This is a genomic window from Megasphaera sp. ASD88 (genome assembly GCF_002287425.1).
Classification (GTDB): Bacteria; Bacillota; Negativicutes; order Veillonellales; family Megasphaeraceae; genus Megasphaera; species Megasphaera stantonii.
Map to the genome: position 1 here is coordinate 41404 of NZ_NQXW01000012.1, position 22102 is coordinate 63505.

Genomic DNA, 22102 nt, shown 5'->3' on the forward strand with positions numbered 1-22102 from the left:
GATATGAGAAGCGACGTAGTAAAAAAAGGAAGCACCCGTACGGCCCACCGCACCTTGTTTCACGCTATGGGCTACAGCGACGAAGATTTACAGAAGCCGTTGATCGGCGTAGTCAACGCCTTTAACGAAATCATTCCCGGCCATATGCACCTGCGGGAAATCGCCGAAGCCGTCAAGCTGGGCATCGCCGCCGCCGGCGGTACGCCTATCGAATTTCCGGCCATCGGCATCTGCGACGGCATCGCCATGGGCCACGACGGCATGAAATACCCGCTGGCCAGCCGCGAGCTCATCTGCGACTCCATCGAAGCCGTCGCCAACGGCCACGCCTTCGACGGCCTGGTCATGATTCCCAACTGCGATAAAATCGTACCGGGCATGCTCATGGCTGCCGGACGCATCAATATCCCGACAGTCGTCGTCAGCGGCGGCCCCATGCTGGCCGGACGCCACAAGGGGAAGGATATCAGCGTCAGCACCATGTTCGAAGCGGCCGGCAAGGTCGAATCGGGCCAGATGACGCCGGAAGAAATGCACCAGATGGAACACGAAGCCTGCCCGGGCTGCGGCTCCTGCGCCGGCATCTTTACGGCCAACACGATGAACTGCATGACCGAAGTCCTGGGTATGGGCCTTCCCGGCAACGGCACCATTCCGGCGGCTTATTTCGGAGCCCGCCGCATGCTGGCTAAGAAGGCCGGGGCCGTCGTCATGGAGCTGGTGAAGAAAAATATCTGCCCGCGGGACATCATGACGATGGAATCCTTTGAAAACGCCATCGCCGTCGACATGGCTATTGGCGGCTCGACCAATACGGTGCTCCACCTGCCGGCTATCGCCCATGAAGCGGGCCTCGACCTGCCGCTGCAGAAGTTCGACGAAATCAGCCGCAAGGCGGCATACATCTGCAAGATGAGCCCCGGCGGCACATACCACATGCAGGACTTGAACGAAGCCGGCGGCATCAGCGCCGTCATGAAGGAGCTGACGAAGCTGGGCATCATACATACGGAAGCCAGGACCGTGACGGGAACCATAGGCGAGCGCATTGACCAAGCGGATATCGAACGGCCTGACGTCATCCACAGCGTAGACAATGCTTACATGAACCGCGGCGGTATCGCTATCCTGTCGGGCAACCTGGCTCCCGACGGAGCGGTCATCAAGGAAAGCGCCGTCGAACCGGATTTGCTGGTCTACCAAGGCACGGCCAAGTGCTACGACTCGGAGGAAGAAGCTATCAAGGCGATTATCGGCGGCGACATCAAAGAAGGGAACGTCGTGGTCATCCGCTACGAAGGGCCGAAGGGCGGCCCGGGGATGCGGGAAATGCTCAACCCGACGGCAGTCATTACGGGCATGGGTCTGAAAGTGGCCTTGATTACGGACGGCCGGTTCAGCGGAGCCAGCCGGGGCGCGTGCATCGGGCACATTTCTCCGGAAGCGATGGAAGGGGGACCTATCGCGCTCATCGAAGACGGCGATATGATTTCCATCGACATCCCGAACCGCAAGCTGGAGCTGCTGGTCAGCGACGAAGAGCTGGCGGCCCGCAAGGCGGCCTGGAAACAGCCTGAGCCGAAGGTCAAGACGGGATACCTGTCCCGTTACGCCCGCTTGGTTACGTCGGCCAATACGGGAGCCGTATTGAAATAATTCCTTTCTTTGCAGGATACAGGATATACGACAAGCCCCGGCGCTCGGAAGCCGGGGCTTTGCTGTAGGCAATATACGCAGATGATCTGTACGTTAGGACCGAAGGGGGAGCGAGTCCTGCAGGGCCTGGCGCAGGTGCCCGATAAACTGCAGGCATTCTTCCGACAGCAGGGCGTCTTTCCGCTGCAGATAGCCGACGCAGAGATTCCACGGCACGTCCAAGGGGACAGGGACGATATCCGGCGGAATAAAGCCCTCGCTCAGGCAGCCCGTGCCGAGGCAGTAGCTGTCCGTATGGACGATGAGGTAGTTCATCGTCGCCCGGTCTTCGACGAAGATTTGGCGGGACGCACGGCGGAGGGTGAAATAGCTTTCCGTAATATCGAGAAGCGTATCGTCCTTGCGGAAGGTGATATAGGGGTAGGGCGCGAGCTGTTCCGGGCGCAGTGTGGAAAAGGCCGACAGGGGATGGCGTCTGCTGAGGATGACGTGCTCCGGCAGCGTCGCCAGCTGCGTGAAGACCAGCCCATAGGCGGCCAGCTTGCGCTCCAGTACGGCCTGGTTGAGGGATGAGGCGCACAAGATGCCGACGGATGCCGCACCGGAGCCGACTTGCTCGACGACGTCCGTTCCCTTTCCTTCGCGCAGGGCGATTTCATAGGAACGATCGGCCATCTCGCCGATCAAAGCGGCCAGGGCCGGCGTGACGAAGTGGTAATGCTGCGAGGCGATGGTCAATTTCAGCGGCGTCGGCTCGTGTTTGCCGGTAAAACGACTGCGCACGGCGTCGGCCTGCTCGACGAGGAGCCGGGCGTACGATGCCAGCTCTTTGCCTTCCGGCGTAAAGTCGACGCCGCGGTTCGTCCGCTTTAAAATCGTGATGCCCAACTCTTTTTCCAGCTCGCGCACGGCCTTCGTAATGCTCGGCTGGGTGACGAAGAGGCGTTTCGCCGCTTCCGTGAGGGAACGGCACCTCTCGATTTCCATGATATAACGACATTGCTGCAAGGTCATACATTTCATCCTTTCGGGTTGCTGATATAACTTCATTCTATGGCCGGGCATGAATAATGTCAAATTTCTTTTTGACCTATCGTATGGTATGCTTGTAGTACAGAGAGGCAAAGGAGACCATAGCAATATGAAGTATATCGTTCGTCCCTATCGGCGCGGCGAAGAACAGTACGTCGCCGACGCCCATTGCCGGCTGAATACGGCTGGGGGCCGGCTTTTACGGAGTATGCTGCAAAGATCGCCGTGGATTTTGCCGGCGCGCAGCAGGAGGGGGAAGCCCTTTGGGTAGCCGAGTGCGGCGGCAGGCTGATTGGCAGCGTCATGCTTTGCCAGAGCGGCGAGGCCGGCGAAGGGCAGGTTCGGCTGTTTTTAGTGGAGCCGGACTACCGGCGCTGCGGCGTCGGGTCGGCTTTAATGAAGGTGGTGTTAGACGGGGCAAAGGAAATGGGATATACCCGCCTCATGCTCTGGTCGGCAGAGCCCCTGACCGACGCGATACGCCTGTACGAGAGGGCAGGATTTCATATAACGGAACGAGTGAAAATACGGAATGGCGTCCTGACGGAGACCTGGTATACGAAATAAAGATGGTCAAGGAGTGTCTGTAAGACGCCGTGAGAAGGGGAGTGCCCTATGGAACTGATAGCATTTTTATCGTATACCTTCGTCATGGCCTTCACGCCGGGGCCTAATAACCTCATGGCTATGTCCGAAAGCCGGCGTCTCGGCTTTCGCGGCGCAGCGCCCCTGCTGTGGGGGCTGTTCGTCAGCTTTTTTATCTTAAACGGCGTGATTTATGGATGCATTCATTCCTTGCAGGCGGCCCTGCCGTGGATAGAAATTCCCTTAAAGGCCGTCGGCTCGGCGTATATCTTATTTTTGACCTATAAGATGTTCGCGCCGTCGGCAGGCGGCGGCAGCGGCAAGGCCGTCGACAAGGGGAAACGGTTTCTGGCCGGCATGCTGCTGAACTTTACGAATGTCAAGGTCATGATCTTCCTGCTCATCGGCTACACGTCGTTTCTCCTGCCCGTATATACGAGCGAAGGCCTCATCGTCGGCCTGGGAATCGTCATGTGCCTGGCCTGCGCGGCGTCCAATGTCGTCTGGGCTTTAGCCGGCGCGGCGCTGGACCGTTTCTTTAAAAACTATGAACGCCTTTTAAACTGGATATTGGCGGCTCTCCTCGTCTTTTCCGTCATAGAAATATGGCTGTAGACAGGGATGCTGCAGCAGAGGAATACCCCGACAGATTGCGTGAAGACAAGCTGTCGGGGTATTTCTATGCCCTTTGGCTGTTTGGTCATGGCGATGACCTCAGTGGGAGCGGAGTGAATTTGGGACAATAAAAAATGCTCGTATCGTATTTTAAGCGATAAAACATAGGCATTAGACATAATAAAAAACGGGGTGTAAACTAAAGTCATCCTAAGGAGAATAAAAAATTAAAAGCCTTATTTTTAGGATTACTAGTGTAGTTTCTTAACTATTTATTTAAAGGAGAGAGATTCGATGATGAAAAAAGTAACGGCTGCTATCGTATTATGCTTGATGAGCGCGTCTGCCTTTGCCGCCGCGCCGGCCTTTGATTCACCTGAACAGGAAGCTGCCCATTACCAACAGGAACGGGCAAGACAGGCCTTTGAAGAACGATATACTAACCAGACCGCTTCGGAATGCGCGTCGTATTACGCCGTACGGGCTTTTGACTCGCCGGAGCAGGAAGCTGCCCATTACCAGCAGGAACAGGCAAGACAGGCCTTTGAAGAACGATATACCAACCAGACTGCTTCGGAAAACGCGTCGTATCATGCCGTACGGGCCTTCGATTCGCCGGAGCAGGAAGCGGCCTATTATGACCGGGTTGCCGAACGGGAAGCCTTTGAAGCGTTGTTTCATCAGCCCAGCTACAATTAATTGGCGCCAGACAGATGGAACCTTGCCGATCTGTAAAAATGCTTGCGCCGTATTTCTTTTTATTTGAAACAAGCATTAGCCCCGTTGTCATGAAAGGGATACAATATCGGTAGAGGCAAGGCGCCGGACGGCGACTGCTTGCCATATACATAACGTTTTGTATTAACCTGTAATAAAATGAGGAGGAGCTTGCTATGCGTGAGGGATTCACATATACGCGGCGGGAGTTTTTGAAAAAAGCCGGATTAGCCGGCGGCGCCATGGTCATGGCCAATGTAGCCGGCGGCATCCCGTCGGCTGCGGCGGCGATGGAAGAAGAGAAGGGCGCTGCGGACGAATTATTGAAGGGAGTCTGCGACATCCACATCCATGCCGCGCCGGACGTGCGGGAGCGGTGCATCAATGAGTTTGATTTCGCCTGCAAGGCCAAGAAGCTGGGCTATCGGGCCGTCATGTACAAGTCGAACGAATGGAGCTGCCACGACCGGGCCTATCTCATCCGCCAGTCCCTGCCGGATTTTGAAGTGTTCGGCAGCTTCTGCATGAATTACGCCGTCGACGACAAAATCAACGTCCACGCGGCGAAGATGGCCGTGGAAACGACAGGGCACTGCTGCAAATGCATCTGGATGCCGACGATGGCCGCCGTATATCCTAACGCCGTCGAAGGCCGCGCGGGACAGGGGATTCCCGTCGTCTAGGACGGCAAGGTCCTGCCGGAGGTCGTGCAGGTCATGGAAATCTGCGCCGACCACGACATCATCTTTGCGACGGGCCATTCGTCGCCTCAGGAGAGCCTGCTCATGGCGGCCAAGGCCAAGGAAGTGGGCGTACATAAATTCGTCGTCACCCATGTCAATTCCCTGATTTGGCGCATGACGGCCGATGACATCAAGCGCTGCGTCGATCTGGGCGCATATATCGAGCTGTGCTACCTGCCCCGCGTGTGGGGAGCCGGCACGGCGATGAGCCAATATGAACGGGAATCAGCCCGGGATTTTATGAATTACGTTTCCGTCGCGCCGGAACGGAGCTTTATTTCTACCGATATGGGCCAGGCGAACATGCCCGACCCGTCGGAAGGGATGCGGGCCTGCATCGGCGAGCTGCTGGACGGCGGCGTGTCCCAGCGTGTCGTCGATACGCTGGTGCGGCGGAATCCGGCCTACTTACTCGGACTGGAGGGATAAGGAAATGGCGATGAACCGACGAGATTTTCTCAAAAGCGCGGCCCTGACCGTCGCCGCCGGCATGGTCATGGGGCCGACGGCCTTAGCCAAGGATACGACGGGAAGCGGTGCGGAAGACGGCAAAGACATATTAAATTACAATCCTAAGATGAAGTACCGGCCTATGGGCCAGACCGGCGTCAAAGTATCGGCCTTGGGCTTCGGCATGCTGCGCCTGCCCATGCTGGCCGACGGCAAGACCGTCGACATGAACCAGACCGTCGATATGGTCCATCGGGCCATCGACGGCGGCGTCAACTACATCGACACGGGACGGGTGTATCTGGGCGGACAGAGCGAGCTGGCCGTAGGCAAGGCCCTGGCCAACGGCTGGCGCGACCGGGTATACGTCACGTCGAAGTCGCCGTGGTGGATCATGGAGACGCCCGACGATTTTGAAAGGATGTTTGACGAATCGCGGCGGGCTATCGGCACGGACGTCATCGACTTTTACCATATTCACATGATCATGCACCGCGGCTGGAAGGAAAAGGTCATTCCCTTCGGCCTTATTGAAAAGATAGAAAAGCTGAAAGCTCAGGGCAAAATCCGCTTCATGGGATTTTCCTTCCACGACCGGCTGGAGCTGTTTAAGGAGGTCGTCGAAGCGGCGGACTGGGATTTCTGCCTTATTCAGCATAATTATCTGGATTACGAATACGAAGCCGGCGTATTGGGGCCGAAGTATGCGGCGGCAAACGGCATGGGCCTGGCCGTCATGAAGCCGGCGCGGACGGGCTTTTTGGCGAATCTTCCCGAGTCCATGCGCGAGGCACTGGCCTCAACGGGCATCCACAAGCCCGATAACGAATGGGCCTTGGATTACCTGTGGGATATTCCCGAAGTCAGCGTCGCCGTCAGCGGCATGGGCTCCATGAAGGACGTAGAAGCAAACCTGCAGTACGCTGCAAAGGCCAAACCCAACATGCTGACGCCGGACGAACGGGAAGCCCTGGGGCGGGCGATCCGGGCCTACCGCGAAATGCCGGGCCATATCGACTGCACGGGCTGCTATCAATGCATTCCCTGCCCGGAAAACGTAGCCATCGGCTATATCTTCGCCTACGTGTACAACAACTATTTGCTCCATAAAGATTTGAAACGGGCCATGTTCGACTACACGACGTCCATGTCGCCGATCCAGCGCGGCGACCCGGCTTCATCTTGTACAAACTGCGGCCAATGCCTGGCCAAGTGCCCGCAGGGATTGGATATTCCAGCCTTGTTAAAACGAGTCGAAGGGGCCTTTGGAAAATAGGATGCAATAAAAAAATCGGAGTCAGACGAAAGTGTCTGCTCCGATTTTTTGTCGTGTTATTGCGTTACGGGGATAGGCAGTTCGTTGGTAATGATCTTTGCCCCGCCTTCGGTCGTCTTGACGTCCAGCTTGGAAATGCTGCCGCGGACGGCTTCGATGTCCGTAGGAATCCGCTTGTACGGCAGCTTGGCTAGGACCTCGTCCATGGCCTTCCCTAAGATTTCGTAGGGATTGTTGAGGATAGACGCCGATTCCCGTTCGCGGCCGCGGGAGCTGTAGCTCTTCAGCGTGTCCTGCTGGCGGTCGTAGGCGTAGACCGAGAGGTAATAAGCGCAGTCTGTGACGATTTCGCCGTCGAAGCGGAAGAAGAATTGGTACTGCCGCCAATACCAGGTCTGGACGACGGGAACGACGACGACGTCGGCGTTGTATTTATCTGATAAAGCCCGCATGGTGTCGATGGTAATATCGTCGGGAGTGAGCTGTTCCTGCGCCTCTACGCGGTCCCAGTAGGGGATGCGGAACGGTTCTCTCAGCCGTTTCAGCATGTACTGCGCTTCGGCTCCCCGCTGCGTCGTAGATACGATGAGGGCCGTGCGCATGTTGTCAAAGCGCGGCTCGCTGTCAGCGGCGAAGGCCGACGCCGTCATAGTGAACAATGCCAGGATGAGAAGCAGGAACTTTTTCATAGGAAAGACCTCCTATCAGAAATTACCGGTGTCGTTTAAGAGGGGACGCACGTTGTCGGCCCGGGGAATATACCGTTCCAGCGTAGCCAGCATGGCGTCCTTATCCATCGGCAGGGTGCCGCCGACGGGGACAAGGTTGGACACGTGATTGCTGCGGAAAATGCAGGGATTTTTCATGTCCGTATGGCTCAGAATCATATGGAGCTCTTCGAGGAAGCCCCGGGCCGTGAGAGGCGTAAACTTGCCTGTGACGACTTCTTCGTACAGCGGCACGTTGCCGGGGATGATGAGGGTCAGGGCGCTGAGCATGGTCGGGTTGATGGCCGATACGACTTCTGCCGTATGAAGGGCGTGCTCCTTTGTCCGCTCCTTGCCGCCCAGGCCGATGAGGATCATGGCCGACAGCTTCATGCCGGCGTCGAGGGCCTTTTTGCCGGCTTTGACAGTCAGCGCGCCTGTCGTGCCTTTCTTGACGTGGCGCAGGACTTCATCGTCGCCGCTTTCGATGCCCATGTACACGATGCCCAGGCCGGCTTCGCGCAGGCGCTTCAGGTCTTCCGGCGATTTGCGGTTCAGGTCGGCCGGCGTGGCGTAGGCCCCGATGCGGTTAATATTGGGGAACGTAGCATAGCATTTTTTCAGAATATGGATCAAATCGTCCGTCGGCAGGACGAGGGCGTCGCCGTCGGCGAGGAAGACGCGGCGCACGAAGGGGTAGGCCTGGGCGGCCCGCTCGATAATGCCGTCGATTTCCTCGAGGGAACGGACGCGGTATTTGGAATCTTTGTACATCGCACAGAACGTGCACATATTATGGGAACAGCCGATAGTCACCCGCAGGATAAAGCTGCGCGCTTCGCTGGGCGGCCGGAATACGAGGCCTTCTGCGTTATCAATCATCATATAAGCAAACCATCCTTTCTCATGTATATTATACACAATTATACGCATATAAGTAAAATTTTCAAATAGTTTTTTCGGTCTGGCCATGGCAGGAAATGGCAGGGACAAAGAATCACGCCGCCTGAGGACAGCTATGCAAATTTATAATCGTACCGCCCCTTTGAAGCCTTTGCGTTATATGATACAATAAAAATGATATTTCTTTTTAATACTATTTGCTTTTTGAGCGGAGGTGACTGTTTCCTTCGGGAAACGCTGTACTTGGATTATTTTGAGATAACTTTCAACATCATTTTGATTTTAGCCTTAGTCGTGCTGAACGGTTTCTTCGTAGCGTCGGAGTTTTCCATCGTCAAGATGCGCCCGTCGCGAGTCGATACGCTGCTTAAGGAAGGGAATAAGAGCGCCGTATACGCCCGCACGGTGACGGAGCATCTGGACGCCTACCTGTCGGTGACGCAGCTGGGCATTACCCTGGCCTCCCTGGGGCTGGGCTGGATCGGCGAGCCTGCCGTGGCCAAGATGCTGGCGCCGGTGTTTCATTTTTTCCAGGTGCCCGTACAGCTGGAGCACACGCTGGCCTTTATCGTCGGCTTTTCCCTGATTACGGCCTTGCACATCGTATTGGGCGAGCTGGTGCCGAAATCCCTGTCGATTCAGAAGACCGAAGCCGTGGTGTTGTTCGTATCGCGCCCGCTGATTCTGTTTAACAAGCTCATGTACCCGGCCGTCTGGACGCTGAACCATATCGCCAACTGGACGCTGCGCCGCATGGGCATACAGGCTGCCAGCGAGGCGGAAGAAGCTCATAACGAAGAAGAAATCCGCATTTTGATGAAGGAAAGCTATAAATACGGCTATATCGACAGAAGCGAGCTGACCTATCTCGACAACGTCTTCGATTTTTCCGACCGCAGCGCCGGCGAGATCATGGTGCCCCGTACGGATATGGTCTGCCTGTATCTGGACGACAGCTTCGACGACTGCGTCGAGACGGCCCTGAACGAGCGCATGACCCGCTACCCTATCTGCGACGGCGACAAGGATCACATTATCGGGTTCCTGCACATCAAGGACTTGCTGCGGTCCTTAAAGGACGGGAAAAAATCGGACTTGCGGACCTTGGCCCGCGACGTGCTGGAAGTGCCGGTCTTCATGCCTATCAGCAAGCTCCTGCGCCAGCTCCAGAAGGAACGGAAGCAGCTGGCTGTCCTCATCGACGAGTACGGCGGTACGGCCGGCATGGTGACGATCGAAGATATCCTGGAAGAGCTCGTCGGCGATATTCAGGACGAATTTGACGAGGAACGGCCGGAGGTAGAGGAAAAGACCGATAAGATCTACTCCGTCGATGGCAAGATGCTGCTGGAAGACGTAAACGACTTGTTCGAGCTGGAGCTGGAAGACCAGCAGTGCGATACTATCGGCGGCTGGGTCTACACGCAGCTCAACACGCAGCCCGAAGCCGGCCAGATGGTCAAGCTGCCCAAGGCGGAAATTTACGTGGAAGAAGTGGAAAATCTCCGCATTACGCGCTTGAAGATCAAGCTGCTGAGCGAGCTGGACGACGTCAGCCAGGATATGCTCGACGAGCAGCTGAACAAGGATTGACGGGCCTCCGCCCTTCGGCGCTGCCGGATAGATGATACGTTTTACTGACTTTAAAATATAAAGTTAAACGATTAATTTATTTAGTAAACTTCGTAAAATCTTAAAAATGTATTGACTTTGAAGGATTTAAGCGTATAATAAGCTTCAACGAATACAAAACAGTGTTGATTGGGAATAGTACTGCTGCCGCAGAAATTACAGAGAACCGGCCGTATGCTGAGAGGCGGGATGGAAGCGCTGCAGGAAGTCGCCCAGGAGCAGCTGCCCGAACGCTTATCTTTCCGGTTAGTAGACGCAGCCGGCAGGCATCCGTTATCATGCCGGGCATTAAAAGGATTTTCCGGAGATGCCGACGAGGGGTCCCGACGGGCAACAAGAGTGGTACCGCAGAGTATATGATACTTTGTCTCTTTTTGAGGCAAAGTATTTTTTTTCGCCAATCGCCGTTTTGCTGTTCGTTATACGTAAGATAGGGGTACAGAAAGGGGTTTTTTGTATGATGAAATGGATTGGAATGCTGAGTGGATTTGTTGGACGGTATTTGACGTATATCGTCTTCTTGGTCGTCCTTTGGGCGTACTTCATGCCCGGCGCGTTTTTGTGGTCCGTGCCCCATACGGTTACGCTTCTCGGCATTATCATGTTCGGCATGGGCATGACCCTGCACGCCAAGGATTTCAAGCTGGTCATCCAGCGGCCGAAGGAAGTGCTCATCGGCTGCACGGCTCACTACACGATTATGCCCATCGTGGCCTATGCCCTGGTGCTGGCCTTTGACCTGACGCCGGAACTGGCCGTCGGCATGGTATTGCTCGGTTCCTGCCCCAGCGGCACGGCGTCCAACGTCATGAGCTTTCTGGCCAAGGGAGACGTCCCCCTGGCCGTATCGATTACGACGGTCTCGACGCTGCTGGCGCCGATTATGATGCCCTTTATCGTCTGGGCCCTGGCAGGCCAGTGGGTCGAAGTCTCGTTCTTGGCCATGGCCATGACCGTCATGAAGGTAATTCTCGTGCCGCTGGCTGCCGGCCTGATCGTTCACAAGATCATCGGTGAAAAGCACATCGCTTTGTTGTCCAAGGTACTGGTCCTCATTTCGGCCTTCGGTGTGCTGACCATCGTCGGCGGCGTCATCGCCATCAACGGCGCGAAGATTTTGGAATTGGGCTTCTTCATGGTCCTCATCGTATTGGCCCATAACCTGTTCGGCTTCGGCATCGGCTACTTCGTGACGGGCAAGCTGGGCCTGGGACAGCGTCAGCGCCATTCCGTTACGCTGGAAGTAGGCATGCAGAACGACGCCCTGGCTATTTCCCTCGTGTCGGTATTCTTTGCTCCCGCCGTGGCGATTCCCGCGGCTATCGGCGCGGCTATTCACCAGGTCACGGGTTCGATTCTGGCTGGTATCTTCGCCCGCAAGATGGACGCCATAGAAGCGCGGAAGGCCACCGCAGCGGAAGCCGTACCGGCGCCGGCCCACCACTGAGCCGCTGCACTTTGATAGAATACTATTTGTGGCGTAAAAAACAGCGTATGTCCGATAAAAGGGGAATGGACATACGCTGTTTTGCATATCTTAGGTTTTGAAATTTTTGTATACTACGCAGGCGATAAAGAGAAGCCCGGCGTAACCGATGGCCGGATAGAGGACGGCGACTAAGCGGCCGAAGGAAAAGAGGCTGACGACATAGGTAAACAGGGCGACGGCGACGGCAAAGGCGACGTTGCCTTGTTTTCCCCAGCAGGTGACTCGGCTGCAGATGGACCACATCATGACGGATGACGAGGAAAAGATGCCCAGGAGCAGCGTGATGGAAAAGGCCGCGCCCAACAGGGGATGGAGTTTTTGCGCCAGGTACAGGACGGGGATGTCCAGTCCTGCGGCGGCATTGCCGTTCAGCAGGATAGCCGTGGTCATGACGGCGATGCAGAGGATGACGACGAAGGCACCCAGGAACGCGCCGGCCCGCAGCTCTTGCTTGGAAGTGGCGGAAACGCCCAGGCGGGTGAAGTACATGCTGGGCGGAAAGAAATTCAGGCTCAGGTGCAGGACGGCGCTCAGAAACCAGTTGGGCGCCGCCTGATAGGGGGTGAGGGCTGATTCATAGCTTTCTATTTGGGAAAATTGGCCGTAATCGGCGGCGATGGCGCCGCAGCCGATGGCTAAAGAAAAGACGATGATAACCGGCCCGATAGAGGAAATGACCTGGATGAGGCGCTCGAAGCCCATGAGGTAGGCCGCCAGCAGCAAGCCGGTCATGACGGCGGAGCCGAGAGGCTGGGGCACGCGGTAATATTCGTACAAGGTCGCTCCTGCGCCGGCGACGAGGACCGGCATGAGCAGGATCAGCGTGGCGATGATGAGCCACGTATAGACGAGGCCGAGCCTTTGGCCGCAGAAAAATTGAAAGTGATTAAAGCCCGGTTCTTTTTTGTGTTCGAAGCCTGTCCGCATCAGCAAGTAGGCCATTCCTAAAAAGCCGACTAAATTGACGGCGACAGCCCCGTACCCATAAAGGCCGAAGCTGGCGTAAAACCGCAGCATTTCCTGGCCCGTAGCGAACCCTGAGCCGATGACCCAGGCGATGAAGGCTCCGGCGATGCGGATGCTGTTTCTGATGTCGAAGGTGCTGGCAGGCATGGGAATCCTCCTTTACATTACCGGGAAGGCCACTGTACTACGATGAGGAAGACCGTGGCCAGGATGCAGACGAAGCCGGCGAGCTCGACGGGGTGGAAGGCCGTGCCCAGCCAGGCGGCAGAGACGACGGCCGCTGTTACCGGTTCCAGCGTGCCGATGAGGGTGGATTTCATCGGGCCGACGAGGCGGATGCCCTGTACGAAGAGCGTAAAGGACAAGGCCGTGCCGACGAGGATGATAAAGGCGACGGTGAGCCAGCCGACGGCGTCCAGCTCCGGCGTCATGCCCCAGGCCTGCACGCCCAGGCAGAGGGCGGAGCCGCCGATAATCATGCCTGCGGCGTTGACCGGCACGGCGCCCCACTGGATGGCCAGGCCCTGGGACAGGGTGGGGTAAGCGACGCAGCCGACGGCTCCGATGAGGCCCCACGTCAGCCCTTGGGGAGACAGGACCATCGTCGACGGGTTGCCGTTCGTCGCGACGAGGAATACGCCCAGAACGGCCAGGGCGACGGAGACGAGCTCGCGGGCCGACGGCCTGCGGCGGAAGCGGACGGCCAGGAAAAAGGACATGAGGACGACGTTGAGGGTCTGCAGCACCGTCGCCGTCGCCGAATTGGAATATTTGATGGCCGTCAAATAGGAATACTGGCAGAGCAGGAGTCCGAAAATCGACAGGAGGAGAAGATTGCGGAGGCTGGCCGGGTCGTGAAACATGCCGCAAAAGGCAGCCCGCTGCTTCGGGAAAAACAGGACTAGGAGGACGACGCCGGCGGCGATCATGCGCAGCGCCGTAATCCAGGCCGAGTCGACGACGTAGTGGGTGAAGAGATATTGGCTGACCGTACCGTTGACGCCCCAGGTGACGGCGCCGAGGACGCAGTATAGAATGCCTTTATAAAGAGACGATAGAGCCATACTGTAACAAACTTCCTTTCACGTGTATGTTTAATCAGTATAGCATACCTTGACGGAAACGGGAATAAACGATACCAATTTCTTGACCTCTGCTAAGGGGCGTGCTACAATTCGTGTACTACACAGAAGGGGAGGATGACATCGTGCTGAGTCAACAGCTGCAAGTCTTTTTACAAGTCGCAGACAGCGGCAGTTTTGCCAAGGCTGCCCAGCGCCTTTTCGTCACGCCGGCGTCGGTCATGAAGCAGATGAACGCCCTGGAGCGGCGGTTGGGCCTTACGCTGCTGATGCGGAACAATCAGGGCGTTTCGCTGACGGCGGCAGGCCGCTCCCTGTATGAAGACGGCCTGAGGCTGCAGGCCTATGCCGCCGACGCCGTGACCCGGGCGAAGCAGGCCGGCGGCCGGGACGGCGTGACGATCCGCGTCGGATCTTCCCTGCTCAACCCCAGCAAGGTGCTGACGGACCTGTGGGCTCCGCTGCGCGAAACCTATGGGAACTATACGTTCCGCATCGTCCCCTATGAAGATACGAAGGAACAGATTCTGTCGGTCATCACTTCCCTGGGCGACCGCATCGACGTCTTAGTGGGCTCCTTCAACTCCCGCAGCATGCAGGCCAGGGCCAATTACCTGCCCTTGGGGACGTATCGGTTCTGCATCGCCCTTCCTGAAGGCCATCGCCTGGCGTCGCGGAAGACCCTGACGCTGGACGACCTTCACGGCGAGCGCGTCGTCATGGTAAAAAGCGGCGATACAGAGCAGATAGACGAGTTTCATCGCCTGCTGAAGCGGGAGCATCCCCAGATTATCATCGAAGAGGCAAGCTATTATTACGACGTCGATACGTTCAATCTCTGCGGGCAGCAGGGCTTGCCCCTCTTGACGCTGGACGCCTGGGCAGGCGTGCATCCCTCGCTGATTACGCTGCCCCTCGTCGATTTGGATTACGGCGTTTCCTACGGGATTTTATATGCCCGGAAACCGTCTGAGGCAGTGCGGGGATTTATCGACATCATTCGGCGGCACGTTGCCGGCTCGGCAGAATAAAATATGATATATGACACACAGGGTCGGTCCTTGCGGGGCCGGCCCTGTGTGCTGTATGGAGAAGTATGGGTTACTTGTAAGACTATGCTGGTAAATAGTTCTTAGGATTGAACGCATATTGCGTTGACTTCACTCATGTACCTTATACGCATTCAGCAGCATGTCGCCCATGCCCGGCGTTTCCGGGTCGTGGCTGCCCTTTCCCGTATCGAGGCCGCGTATCCGCACCATGTCCTCGTCGGTCAGGGAAAAATCGAAGATGGCGATATTGTCGGCCATGTGCTGAGGATTGGTCGACTTCGGCAGGACGACGAAGCCTTCCTGTACTTCGAAGCGCAGGATGATTTGGCCGGCTGTCTTATTGTATTTATGGGCCAGGGCCGTGACGAGGGGATGGGTGAGAAGGGCTTCGTCGCCGTGGCCTAAGGGGAAATAGGCTTCCAGTGCTGTGCCGCAGGTATCTAATGCTTCACGAAGCTGTTTCTGCTGGAAGAAGGGATGGCATTCGACTTGGTTTACTGCCGGCATCGTGTCGAACTGGGGAACGAAATGGTTCCAGATGTTGGGCGTCATGTTGCTGACGCCGATGGATTTGATCTTTCCGGCTTTTTGGGCGTCTTCCATGGCTTTCCATGCGCCGGGCACGTCGCCGTAGGGCTGATGAATCAGGTACAGGTCTATGTAGTCGAGGCCCAGCTTTTTCAAGGACGCATCGATGCCCTTGCAGGCGGCGTCGTAGCCGTAGTCCTGAAGCCAGAGCTTGCTGGTGACGAATATTTCGTCACGGGGGATGCCGCTGTCACGGACGGCCCGGCCAACTTCGTCTTCATTGAAATAGGCCGCCGCCGTGTCGATGTGGCGGTAGCCGAGATGCAGGGCCTTCGTCACGGCGTCATAGGTGCTGCCGTCGTTGGGAATGAGAAATACGCCGAAGCCGACGGCGGGGATAGTATTTCCATCACGTAAGGTTATGTATTCCATCTGAGTATCCTCCTTGGTATACAGGTTATTCGTTCAGCCAGCAGGCGAGCTGATGCACTTGTTCTAAGTAATCGGGCCGGTTTGCGACGTCGCCGGCATTGGGGATATGGTTGAAGATGAGGGTTTGAAATTGTTCGGCTCCCATTTGGCAAAAGCCGCTTACTGTCCAATCGGCATATTTTTTTACCTCCTCTTTGGGGCTGTCCCAGAAGGAGCAGACGAGGGCCGCTTTTTTGCCGTATTTCGCCGTATTGGACATGCCCTTTTTACTGAAATCGAACCAGGGATAGAACCGCTCGATAAACAGCTTTGCCAGCGACGATACCTGCTGGTTGTAAATGGGAGTGGCGACGACAATGGCGTCGCAGGCCTCGATGACCGGCAGCAATTTCGTAATGTCGTCGTCCTGCACGCAGCGTTGGCCCTCCGTTCCCTGGCAGGCGCCGCAGGCTTTGCAGTACCGGCAGTCTTTGTCCCGCATGGTAAAGACGACGACGCGCTGGTCTTTCAGATCTTCCGCTAAATTTTGAGTGATGATTTCCGAGTTGCCCTTGGCTCTGGGGCTGGCGTTGACTAGTAAAATCGTTTTCATGATGTATCCTTTCTGTTTACTCGTGAATTTTATGACGGTTTAAGAACTGGACGACATCGAGGTTCAAGTGGTCGATGATTTCCGTACGTCCCGTGTCCAAGGCGGCGATTTGGGACATGTCTTCGCTGTCGAGCTCGAAGTCCCAGACGTCCATGTTTTCGATGAGCCGGTTCTTGTGAACCGTCTTGGGGATGACGATGACGCCGCGCTGGAGGGTAAAGCGCAGGGCGACCTGGGCGACGGTTTTGCCGTGCTTTGCGGCGATGCCTTTCAGGATGGGATTATTCCAAATGTCGTGGCCGCCTTCGGCGAAGGGACCCCAGGCCATGGGCGCGACGTGCAGCTTTTTCATGACGTCCAGGTCGTAGGCGCGCTGATAAAAGGGATGGCATTCGATCTGGTTGACGGCCGGAAGGATGTCGGCGTTTTCGCAGAGGTCGGCCAGCCGGTCGGGATAGAAATTGGAAACGCCGATAGCCCGGATGGTTCCTTGGCAGCACAGTTCCTGCAATGCCCGCCATGAGCCGTAATAGTCGGACAGCTGCTGATGGAGCAGTACTAAGTCGATATAGGGCATGTCCAGCTTTTCGAGGGAGGCGGCGACGGCGCGCTTCGTCTGTTCATAGCCGAAGTCCTGCACCCAGACCTTCGTCGTGATGAAGATGTCTTCGCGGGGAATGCCGCTTCGCTTGACGGCGCGGCCGACGGCTTCTTCGTTTCCGTAGGCGGCGGCCGTGTCGATGAGGCGGTAGCCGGCGCGCAGGGCGTCCCGTACGATTTGTTCGCAGCGGGACGCGTCGTCTATTTGAAATACGCCGAGGCCGAGTATGGGCATTGCGACGCCGTTGTTGAGGGTTACTGTGTTCATGTTTGTCGCTCCTTTTGCTATGACGATTGAAAAACTGTGTATATCTATATTGTAAGGTGCCCGTCTCTGCTGGGGAATAACCAAAAAAGCTACGACGTATTGACTAAAGGTAAATGCAGAATTGTCAAAGCGCTGCAGACGGCAGACGAAAAACAGCCGCCTGTATCAGGCGGCTGTCGCTGCAATAAGCATATTTACTTTTTCTTGCCGTGTTTCTGTTCGAAGGCGATCATATGGGCTTCTTCTTCGCTGTGGCCTTCGGCCTGGGCCTGGGCGATGAGGGAGACCATTTCTTCGTACGCTTCGGGGATGACTTTCGTAATCCGCGATACGGTGTCTTCCCAGTTTTCCAGCAGCATGTGGCCGAGGTTGCTGTCCGTGTAGGCGACGTGCTTTTCCAGAAGCGATTTGACAAACTGCTGTTCGTCCGGGTCGGTCAGGTCTTCCAGCTTGACCAGGTCGGGGTTGCACTTGGCCGGCTCTAAGTCGTAGACATAGGCGATGCCTCCGGACATGCCGGCGGCGAAGTTGCGTCCCGTGCTGCCGAGGATGAGGACCCGGCCGCCAGTCATGTATTCGCAGCCGTGGTTGCCTACGCCTTCGACGACGGCTGTCGCGCCGCTGTTGCGGACGCAGAACCTTTCGCCTGCCGTGCCGTTGATGTAGGCTTCGCCGCTCGTCGCGCCGTAGAAGGCGACGTTGCCGATGATGATGTTGTCTTCAGCCGGGAAGACGGAGCCCCGCGGCGGCGATACGATGATCTTGCCGCCTGACAGGCCCTTGCCGACGTAGTCGTTGGCGTCCCCTTCAAGGGATAAGGTCAGGCCCTTGGGGATGAAGGCGCCGAAGCTTTGGCCGGCAGAGCCGACGAAGGACAGGCTGATCGTATCCTCCGGCAGCCCCTTTTCGCCGTAGCGCCGCGTGATTTCGCTGCCCAAGAGGGCGCCGGTGACGCGGTCCGTGTTTTTGATGCGCAGGCGGGCGCAGATGTGCTTTTTCTGTTCCAGCGCCGGCCGGCACATGCGGATAAGCTTGGACATGTCCAGGGTGGCGTTGATGCCGTGATCCTGGTCCATAGTGCAGTGGTGGCCTACGGAAGCGTCCGTATAGGGGCGGAAGAGGAGGTTTTTCAGGTTGACTGTCGCAGCCTTCCAGTTGGGGACGTGCTGCTTTTGCTTCAGGCAGTCGTAGCGGCCGACCATTTCGTCGATAGTGTGGAAGCCGAGGCGGGCCATGATTTCCCGCAGGTCCTGGGCGACGAACCGCATGAAGTTGACGATGTATTCCGGCTTGCCTTTAAAGCGCTTGCGCAGCTTTTCGTCCTGCGTGCAGACGCCGTAGGGGCAGGTGTTGAGGTGGCACACGCGGAGCATGTGGCAGCCGATGGTCAGGAGCGGAGCCGTGCCGAAGCCGAAGATTTCCGCGCCGAACAGGGCGGCGATGGCAACGTCCCGGCCGGTGAGCATCTTGCCGTCGACTTCGACCTTTACGCGGTCGCGCAGCTTGTTGAGAAGCAAGGTCTGCTGCACTTCGGCCAAGCCGATTTCCCAGGGCAGGCCGGCGTGGCGCAGGCTGGTCCGCGGCGATGCGCCCGTGCCGCCGTCGTAGCCGCTGACGACGATGTTGTCGGCCTTAGCCTTGACGACGCCGGCCGAGATGGTGCCGATGCCGGCTCCCGACGTGAGCTTGACGCCGACGCGGGCTTTGGGATTGACGTTTTTAAGGTCGAAGATGAGCTCAGCCAGGTCTTCGATGGAGTAGACGTCGTGGTGAGGCGGCGGCGAAATGAGGGCGACGCCCGTCGTGGCGTGACGCGTCTTGGCGATGTCCGGGTAGACCTTGCTGCCCGGCAGGTGGCCGCCTTCGCCCGGCTTTGCGCCTTGGGAGCATTTGATCTGCAGCTCGTCGGCGTGGATGAGGTAGTTGCTAGTCACGCCGAAGCGGGCCGAGGCGACCTGCTTGATTTTGTCGTTCGTTTCTGTGCTGAACCGGGCTGCGTCTTCGCCGCCTTCGCCGGTGTTACTCATGCCGCCGAGGCGGTTCATGGCCGTGGCGATGCATTCGTGGGCTTCCTTGCTGAGGGCGCCGTAGCTCATGGCGCCGGTGCGGAAGCGCTTGACGATGGAGTCGACTGATTCGACTTCTTCGATGGGAATGCTGCAGCCGGCGGGATATTCGAATTCCAGTAGGTCGCGGAGGCGGAAGATGGAAGACGTATTGACCCGTTCGGCATATTCCTTATAGATATCGTAATTCTTTTCCTTGCAGGCCTTCTGCAGCAGGCGGACCGCTTCGGGGTCGATGATGTGAGGCTGGCCGCCCTTGTGGTACTGGTAGAAATCGCCCCGTTCCAGCGCGTCGTCGGAGCCGTAGGCTGTTTCGTGGCGCAGGGCGTTTTCCCTGGCGATTTCCGTAATGCCGATGCCTTCGATGCGCGACGGCGTGTTGCAGAAATACTTATTGATCAGGTCCTGCTTGATGCCGACGGCTTCAAAAATCTGCGCGCCGTGGTAGCTGTGGACCGTAGAAATGCCCATCTTGGACATGACGGCCAGGATGCCCTTGACGGCGGCGTCCATGTAGTTGTCGCGGGCCTTTTCATAAGTCATCTTGCCCAGCTTGCCTTTGAGAATCAGTTCCTTGATGGATTCGAGGGCGATGTAGGGGTTGATGGCCGTGATGCCGTAGCCGATGAGGGTGCAGAAGTGGTGGATTTCCCGCGGTTCGCCCGATTCGAGGATGAGGCCGACGTCGGAGCGGACCGTCTTGTCGATGAGGTAGTGGTGCAGTGCTGCCGAGGCCAGGAGGGCCGGAATGGCGGCCATGCGGGAGTTGACGCCCCGGTCGGACAGGACGAGGATATTGGCACCGTTCTTTATGGCTTTCAAGGCGTCGATGCACAAGGATTCGATGGCCGTTTCCATGCCTTCGGCACCGCTGTTGACCGGATAGAGCATGGACAGCGTAGCGGCCCGCAGCTTCTTCGACATGAGGGACTTGACGACGGCCATTTCTTCATTCGTAATGAGCGGCGTTTTTAAGTACAATGCCGCCGTGGCTTCTTCGTTGGGGTCCATGATGTTGGCTACGTTGCCGGCCATGACAGCCGTTGCCATGACGATGTTTTCGCGGACGCCGTCGATGGCCGGGTTCGTAACCTGGGCGAAGTTTTCCTTGAAGTAATCGTATAAGAGCTGGGGCTTGTCGTTGAGGACGGCCAGGGGCACGTCGACGCCCATGGAATCAATGGGCTGCTTTCCGTCGCGGGCCATGGGCAGGATGACCTTGTCCATGTCTTCCTGGGTATAGCCGAAGACTTTTTCCTGCTCCTTCAGGTCGTAAGGAATCAGGGTGTCGTTGTCCGTGATGAGCTGGTTGTTCATCAGGTCGTCCAGATGGACGATGTGCTCTTCGTACCACTGGTGGTAAGGGTGTTCCGTAGCGATTTGCCGTTTGATTTCGTCGTCGTCGATGATGCGCTGTTCCTTCGTGTCGACGAGGAGCATCTTGCCCGGTTCCAGCCGGCCCTTGTAGAGGATTTCGTCGGCCGGGATGTTGACGACGCCGACTTCGGAGCTGGCGATGACCCGGTCGTCCCGCGTGACGTAGTAGCGGGCCGGGCGCAGGCCGTTGCGGTCCAGCATGCCGCCGATGACCGTGCCGTCGCAGAAGCCGATAGCCGCCGGGCCGTCCCAGGGCTCGAGCATGAAGTTGTGATAGCGGTAGAAGTCCCGCTTTTCTTCGCTCATGAGCGGGTCCCGTTCCCAAGGCTCGGGAATCATCATCATCATGGCGTGGGGCAGGGAATGGCCCGTCATGTACAAGTATTCCAGACAGTTGTCGAACATGGACGAGTCGCTGCCCGTAGCGTCGACGACGGGGAATACCTTTTCCATATCGGGGAAGAATTCCGATTTCGACTTGCTTTCGCGGGCGTTGAGCCAGTTGATATTGCCCTGGATCGTATTGATTTCGCCGTTGTGGACGATATAGCGGTTCGGATGGGCCCTGGCCCAGCTGGGGAAGGTATTGGTGCTGAACCGCGAGTGGACGAGGGCCATAGACGTCGTGACGTCCAGGTCGGACAAGTCGAGGTAGAAATGGCGGAGCTGGACCGACGTCAGCATGCCCTTGTATACGATTGTCCGCGACGACAGGCTGGCGATGTAGAAATCGGTACCCTTTTCCTGGCTGATGGGGACGATGGTCTTTTCGGCCAGCTTGCGGATGATATACAGCTTGCGTTCAAAGTCCATCTGGTTGGTCATGGACGGGCTCTTTTGGATGAAGACTTGCAGGAAATGGGGACGAGTCGTCTTGGCGATATTGCCAATCAGGCTTTCGTCGACGGGAACGTCGCGCCATCCCAAAATAGACAGGCCTTCGGCCCGGACGATGTCTGAAAAGGCCTCCATTTGTTTCTTGCGGAATTCTTCATAGCGGTGGGCGAATATCATGCCGACGCCGTATTCGCCTTCGGCAGGCAGGGAGAATCCCAGGGTTTCGCATTCGCGGCAGAAGAATTCGTGGGGAATTTGAATGAGTATCCCCGCGCCGTCGCCGCTTTGGGCGTCGGCTCCTTCTGCGCCGCGGTGCTTCAGGTTTTCCAAGATCGTGAGGGCGTCGTCGATGATGTCGTACGATTTTTTTCCTCGTATATTTGCGACGATACCGATGCCGCAGGCGTCGTGTTCAAACGACGGGTCGTACAAGCCTTGCGGCTCCGGCAGGTCGCGCAGTTTTTTATACATATATAGTTCCCCCTTCTCTATAAAAA

At 57.1% G+C, this 22102-nt stretch carries 17 protein-coding genes and 1 pseudogene; 9 read left to right on the forward strand and 9 right to left on the reverse strand.

Annotated elements, in window-relative coordinates; genetic code table 11:
- The first annotated feature begins 3 nt into the window (after positions 1-3).
- A complete protein-coding gene (ilvD, locus tag CJ260_RS07585; protein WP_095629751.1) occupies positions 4-1656 on the forward strand; it encodes a dihydroxy-acid dehydratase in 1653 nt (550 codons plus the stop codon).
- A gap of 93 nt (positions 1657-1749) precedes the next feature.
- Here the strand turns inward: ilvD and CJ260_RS07590 are convergent, their stop codons facing one another.
- The gene (locus tag CJ260_RS07590; RefSeq protein WP_095629752.1) at positions 1750-2721 is read right to left on the reverse strand and encodes a LysR family transcriptional regulator; all 972 of its coding nucleotides are present in this window, start codon (positions 2719-2721) and stop codon (positions 1750-1752) included.
- A 135-nt stretch (positions 2722-2856) separates the two neighbouring features.
- Between CJ260_RS07590 and CJ260_RS07595 the strand changes: the two genes are divergently transcribed.
- From CJ260_RS07595 to CJ260_RS07615, 5 genes and pseudogenes are all read left to right on the forward strand, one after another.
- Positions 2857-3255, forward strand: a complete 399-nt coding sequence (locus tag CJ260_RS07595) for a GNAT family N-acetyltransferase (RefSeq protein ID WP_095629753.1) — start codon at positions 2857-2859, stop codon at positions 3253-3255.
- Between the two features lie 48 nt (positions 3256-3303).
- Complete coding sequence (locus CJ260_RS07600; protein WP_095629754.1) at positions 3304-3888, forward strand: LysE family transporter; 585 nt, start codon at positions 3304-3306, stop codon at positions 3886-3888.
- A 294-nt stretch (positions 3889-4182) separates the two neighbouring features.
- Positions 4183-4587 carry a hypothetical protein gene (locus tag CJ260_RS07605; RefSeq protein ID WP_095629755.1) on the forward strand — a complete coding sequence of 135 codons (405 nt, stop codon included), beginning with the start codon at positions 4183-4185 and terminating at the stop codon, positions 4585-4587.
- A gap of 194 nt (positions 4588-4781) precedes the next feature.
- Positions 4782-5777 (forward strand): annotated as a pseudogene (locus CJ260_RS13150) (DUF6282 family protein).
- Positions 5778-5787: 10 nt separating this feature from the next.
- Positions 5788-7074: an aldo/keto reductase gene (locus CJ260_RS07615; RefSeq protein ID WP_095629770.1), complete on the forward strand. Its 1287-nt coding sequence runs from the start codon at positions 5788-5790 to the stop codon at positions 7072-7074.
- Positions 7075-7130: 56 nt separating this feature from the next.
- Here the strand turns inward: CJ260_RS07615 and CJ260_RS07620 are convergent, their stop codons facing one another.
- Complete coding sequence (locus tag CJ260_RS07620; RefSeq protein ID WP_095629756.1) at positions 7131-7763, reverse strand: hypothetical protein; 633 nt, start codon at positions 7761-7763, stop codon at positions 7131-7133.
- Between the two features lie 15 nt (positions 7764-7778).
- Positions 7779-8666, reverse strand: a complete 888-nt coding sequence (locus CJ260_RS07625) for a radical SAM protein (RefSeq protein WP_087477606.1) — start codon at positions 8664-8666, stop codon at positions 7779-7781.
- Positions 8667-8927: 261 nt separating this feature from the next.
- Between CJ260_RS07625 and CJ260_RS07630 the strand changes: the two genes are divergently transcribed.
- Positions 8928-10277 (forward strand): hemolysin family protein, encoded by a 1350-nt coding sequence (locus tag CJ260_RS07630; RefSeq protein WP_198947422.1) that lies wholly within the window; start codon positions 8928-8930, stop codon positions 10275-10277.
- Positions 10278-10773: 496 nt separating this feature from the next.
- On the forward strand, positions 10774-11763 hold the full coding sequence (locus CJ260_RS07635; protein WP_095629757.1) for a bile acid:sodium symporter family protein: 990 nt from the start codon (positions 10774-10776) through the stop codon (positions 11761-11763).
- 90 nt (positions 11764-11853) lie between these two features.
- Here the strand turns inward: CJ260_RS07635 and CJ260_RS07640 are convergent, their stop codons facing one another.
- The gene (locus tag CJ260_RS07640) at positions 11854-12918 is read right to left on the reverse strand and encodes a hypothetical protein (RefSeq protein WP_095629758.1); all 1065 of its coding nucleotides are present in this window, start codon (positions 12916-12918) and stop codon (positions 11854-11856) included.
- A gap of 17 nt (positions 12919-12935) precedes the next feature.
- Entirely contained in the window at positions 12936-13835 is a 900-nt protein-coding gene (locus CJ260_RS07645; protein ID WP_095629759.1) for a DMT family transporter, read from the reverse strand.
- Between the two features lie 143 nt (positions 13836-13978).
- Here CJ260_RS07645 and CJ260_RS07650 point away from each other — a divergent pair, with 143 nt between their 5' ends.
- On the forward strand, positions 13979-14884 hold the full coding sequence (locus CJ260_RS07650; RefSeq protein WP_143747681.1) for a LysR family transcriptional regulator: 906 nt from the start codon (positions 13979-13981) through the stop codon (positions 14882-14884).
- Positions 14885-15013: 129 nt separating this feature from the next.
- On the opposite strand, the gene CJ260_RS07655 is transcribed toward CJ260_RS07650, so the two are convergent.
- The 4 genes from CJ260_RS07655 to gltB all read right to left on the reverse strand — a co-directional run bounded on the left by CJ260_RS07655 (position 15014) and on the right by gltB (position 22076).
- Positions 15014-15865 carry an aldo/keto reductase gene (locus tag CJ260_RS07655; protein WP_095629761.1) on the reverse strand — a complete coding sequence of 284 codons (852 nt, stop codon included), beginning with the start codon at positions 15863-15865 and terminating at the stop codon, positions 15014-15016.
- Between the two features lie 25 nt (positions 15866-15890).
- Positions 15891-16457 (reverse strand): flavodoxin family protein, encoded by a 567-nt coding sequence (locus CJ260_RS07660; RefSeq protein ID WP_095629762.1) that lies wholly within the window; start codon positions 16455-16457, stop codon positions 15891-15893.
- A gap of 16 nt (positions 16458-16473) precedes the next feature.
- Positions 16474-17325 (reverse strand): aldo/keto reductase, encoded by an 852-nt coding sequence (locus CJ260_RS07665; protein WP_095629763.1) that lies wholly within the window; start codon positions 17323-17325, stop codon positions 16474-16476.
- 194 nt (positions 17326-17519) lie between these two features.
- A complete protein-coding gene (gene gltB, locus CJ260_RS07670) occupies positions 17520-22076 on the reverse strand; it encodes a glutamate synthase large subunit (RefSeq protein ID WP_095629764.1) in 4557 nt (1518 codons plus the stop codon).
- Positions 22077-22102 lie beyond the last annotated feature (26 nt).